This window comes from Vagococcus sp. WN89Y (assembly GCF_052220145.1).
Lineage (GTDB): Bacteria > Pseudomonadota > Gammaproteobacteria > Enterobacterales > Enterobacteriaceae > Kosakonia.
In genome coordinates this window covers 1-653 of the sequence record NZ_JBQPOM010000039.1, presented here as the reverse complement: position 1 = coordinate 653, position 653 = coordinate 1, and the positions used below count along the sequence as shown (strand labels likewise).

Genomic DNA, 653 nt, shown 5'->3' with positions numbered 1-653 from the left:
GCATCTGTGTCTGCATCCGCGTCAGCGTCGGTGTCGGCATCAGCGTCAGTATCAGTGTCTGCATCCGCATCAGCGTCCGTATCTGCATCGGTGTCGGTGTCAGTGTCGGCATCGGTATCCGTGTCTGCGTCAGTATCTGCATCGGTGTCGGCGTCGGCGTCCGCATCGGTATCGGCGTCCGTATCCGCATCTGTATCCGTGTCGGCGTCCGCATCGGCGTCGGCGTCTGCGTCAGCGTCAGTATCAGCGTCTGCGTCGGCATCTGCGTCCGTATCGGCGTCTGTGTCCGTGTCTGCGTCCGCATCTGCATCTGCGTCCGTATCGGCATCCGTGTCGGTATCCGTGTCCGTATCTGCGTCTGCATCCGTATCAGTGTCCGCATCGGTATCCGCGTCCGCATCAGCATCTGCATCCGCATCGGTATCCGCGTCCGTATCTGCGTCAGTGTCTGCATCCGCATCAGTGTCAGTATCGGTATCGGTATCGGCGTCGGCATCTGTGTCAGTATCTGCATCTGCGTCCGTATCGGCATCAGCGTCCGCATCAGCATCTGTGTCGGCGTCCGTGTCGGCGTCGGCGTCTGTGTCTGCATCTGCATCGGCATCAGCGTCGGTATCCGCATCAGCGTCGGTGTCGGTGTCGGTGTCGGTGTC

General features: G+C 60.9%; 1 protein-coding gene. It reads right to left on the bottom strand.

Features of this window, described 5'->3' with window-relative positions; genetic code table 11:
- Positions 1 to 653: hypothetical protein (locus tag ACTU3N_RS14650; RefSeq protein WP_443086874.1), on the bottom strand; the 653-nt coding region annotated here is incomplete at both ends.